The organism is Micromonospora sp. NPDC049799 (assembly GCF_040656655.1).
Classification (GTDB): Bacteria; Actinomycetota; Actinomycetes; order Mycobacteriales; family Micromonosporaceae; genus Micromonospora.
In genome coordinates this window covers 1-3,321 of the sequence record NZ_JBFAMU010000528.1, presented here as the reverse complement: position 1 = coordinate 3,321, position 3,321 = coordinate 1, and the positions used below count along the sequence as shown (strand labels likewise).

The following is a 3,321-nucleotide window of genomic DNA, read 5'->3' as shown; positions in this document are numbered from 1 at the left end:
GCCCGCTCCCCCGGGCCCGCCGCCGCCTGTCGTACGCCGCGGCCGTCAGCGGCTGTCGGAGCCGCCCGTCTCCACCACCGCGCGACCGGCCTCCAGCCGCGCGACGGGCACCCGGAACGGCGAGCAGGAGACGTAGTCCAGGCCCACCTCGTGGAAGAAGTGCACCGACTCGGGGTCACCGCCGTGCTCGCCGCACACGCCGATCTTCAGGCCCGGCCGGGCCGCCCGGCCCTCCTCGGTGGCGATCCGCACCAGCCGGCCGACGCCCTCGCGGTCGATCGACTCGAACGGTGAGATGCCGAAGATGCCCAGCTCCAGGTAGCGCCAGAAGAACGCGCCCTCGACGTCGTCGCGGGAGAAGCCCCAGCCCATCTGGGTGAGGTCGTTGGTGCCGAAGGAGAAGAACTGCGCCGCCTCGGCGATCTGGCCGGCGGTCAGCGCGGCCCGGGGCACCTCGATCATGGTGCCGATCAGCACGTCGACCGGCTGCTCCCGGGTCACCTCGGCGATGATCTTCTCGGCCTCGGCGCGTACCGTCTCCAGCTCCTGCACGGCACCGACCAGCGGGACCATGATCTCCGGGCAGGACCGTACGCCCTGCTTCGCGCACTCCACCGCGGCCTCGGCGATCGCCCGGACCTGCATGGCGAACAGGCCCGGGATGACCAGCCCGAGACGGACGCCGCGCAGGCCCAGCATGGGGTTCTGCTCGTGCATCCGGCGGACGGCGGAGAGCAGCGCCTCCTCCTTGGCCACGTCCTCGCCGCGCTCCTGGGCGACGGCCACGTTCACCGCCAGTTGCTCCAGCGGCGGCAGGAACTCGTGCAGCGGCGGGTCGATCAGCCGGACGGTGACCGGCAGGCCGTCCATCTCCCGGAAGATCTCGACGAAGTCGGCGCGCTGCAACGGCAGCAGCGCGGCGAGCGCGTCGTCCCGCTCCTTCCCGTCGCGGGCCAGGATCAGCCGCTCCACCAGCTCCTTGCGGTCGCCGAGGAACATGTGCTCGGTGCGGCACAGGCCGATGCCCTCGGCGCCGAAGCGCCGGGCCCGGGCCGCGTCCGCGCCGGTGTCGGCGTTCGTCCGTACCCGCAGGCGCCGCTTGCCGTCGGCGTGCGTCATGATCCGGTGTACGGCGCGGACCAGCGCGTTGTCGATGTGCGCCGGGTCGAGGCTGCCCTCGAAGTACTGCACCACCTCCGACGGCATGACCGGCACCTCGCCGAGGAAGACCTTGCCGGTGGTCCCGTCGATGGAGACGACGTCGCCCTCGGAGACGGTCTGCCCGCCGACGACGAACTTCCGCCCCGGAATGTCGATGTCCAGGTCGTCGGCGCCGGACACGCAGGTCTTGCCCATGCCCCGGGCCACCACGGCGGCGTGGCTGGTCTTGCCGCCGCGGGAGGTGAGGATGCCCTGCGCGGCGATCATGCCGTTCAGGTCGTCGGGGTTGGTCTCCCGCCGGACCAGGATCACCGACTCGCCCTCGGCGGCCAGCTCCACCGCCCGTGCCGAGGTGAAGACGACCTTGCCGACCGCCGCGCCGGGTGAGGCGCCGATGCCCTTGGCGACCGGTTGGAACTCGTGGTCGAGCTTGAACCGGGGGAACATCAGCTGGGCGAGCTGTGCGCCGTTGACCCGGTGCAGCGCCTCGTCCAGGTCGATCAGGCCCTCGTCGACGAGCTGGCCGGCGATGACGAACGCGGCGGCGGCGGTACGCTTCCCGACCCGCGTCTGGAGCATCCACAGCTTGCCGCGCTCGATGGTGAACTCGATGTCGCAGAGATCCTTGTAGTGCTCCTCCAGCCGGGCCATGATGCTGAGCAGTTCGTCGTAGGACTTCTTGTCCAGCTGCTCCAGCTCCTGCAACGGCACGGTGTTGCGGATGCCGGCGACGACGTCCTCGCCCTGGGCGTTGGCCAGGTAGTCACCGTAGATGCCCTGGGCGCCGCTGGCGGGGTCCCGGGTGAAGGCCACCCCGGTGCCGGAGTCCGGGCCGAGGTTGCCGAAGACCATCGCCACCACGTTGACGGCGGTGCCGAGGTCGGCCGGGATGCGCTCCTGCCGGCGGTAGAGCACGGCGCGATCGGCGTTCCACGACTCGAAGACGGCGTGGATGGCGAGGTCGAGCTGCTCGCGCGGCTCCTGCGGGAACTCCCGGCCGGTGTGCTTGCTGAAGATGCTCTTGTACGCGTCGACCAGACCACGCAGGTCGTCCGCGTCCAGGTCCAGGTCGTTCGTGACGCCCTTGACGCGCTTGGCGTCGTCGAGCGCGTGCTCGAACTCCTCGCCGGGGACCTCGCAGACCGTCTTGCCGAACATCTGGATCAGACGACGGTAGGAGTCCCACGCGAAACGGTCGTTGCCGCCGGCCTGTGCGCTCAGTCCGACCACGGAGCGGTCGTTGAGGCCGACGTTGAGGACGGTCTCCATCATGCCGGGCATGGAGAACTTCGCGCCGGACCGGACGGAGACCAGCAGCGGGTCGTCGGGGTCGCCGAGGCGCTTGCCCATCGCGCTCTCGAGGGTGGCGAGCCGGGCGGAGATCTGGTCGCCGAGCCCGGCCGGCTCCTCACCCGTGCTGAGGTACGCCTTGCAAGCCTCGGTGGTGATGGTGAAACCGGGCGGGACCGGCAGGCCGAGGTTGGTCATCTCGGCCAGGTTGGCCCCCTTGCCGCCGAGCAGGTCCTTCTGGTCCTTGTTGCCCTCGGAGAAGTCGTAGACGTACTTGTGCTCCACCGCCTGTTGCCCTGCCACCGTCAGCCTCCCACGCGCGCCGGAAATTGACACTTAACGAAGGTTCAGTTCGCACATACCCCGGGACCGACCTCCGGTAATCCCGGAGTGGTCGACGTTCGGTGGGCGAAGGTTAAGCGAACATCGCGCAGCTTGGAATGGTCGGTGACAATCGGCACAACCGTCACCACTGTCCGCGTCCGTACCGGTTTTTGGGAACGCTTCCACGCGCACGATCACGCAATCCCGATTCCCCTCGTACTCTTGACGGCACTGGTTTTGACGAACCTGACTTTTGCCATATCCCGCGCAAATACACCCCCCGGAGTCGTCGCCGTGCCCACCACCCCCGCCGCCCGCCCCGAGACCGGCCCTGAGCCCCTCGATCCGGCTCGCCTCTCCTCCTCCGGAGCGACCGCGGCCGACCTGGCGCGGATCGCCCTCCAGCGAGCGGGCGAGCTGCTCGCCCCGCCCGCGCCGGTCCGGCTGGATGACGTGGTGCCCGCCCCGGAACATGTCGCCCCGGACACGACCGCCGACTTCGTCCTGCCCGAGGACGCGGCGGTGCGGGTCGGCGCCGACCCGGGC

At 70.2% G+C, this 3,321-nt stretch carries 1 protein-coding gene and 1 pseudogene; one reads left to right on the top strand and one right to left on the bottom strand.

Going from position 1 to position 3,321, the window contains the following annotated elements; genetic code table 11:
* Positions 1–45 precede the first annotated feature (45 nt).
* Positions 46–2,754, bottom strand: a complete 2,709-nt coding sequence (gene ppdK / locus AB0I76_RS25755; RefSeq protein ID WP_357040454.1) for a pyruvate, phosphate dikinase — start codon at positions 2,752–2,754, stop codon at positions 46–48.
* A gap of 315 nt (positions 2,755–3,069) precedes the next feature.
* On the opposite strand from ppdK, the pseudogene AB0I76_RS25750 reads away from it, so the two are divergent.
* Positions 3,070–3,321: pseudogene (locus AB0I76_RS25750) on the top strand (beta-N-acetylhexosaminidase); the annotation flags it as partial.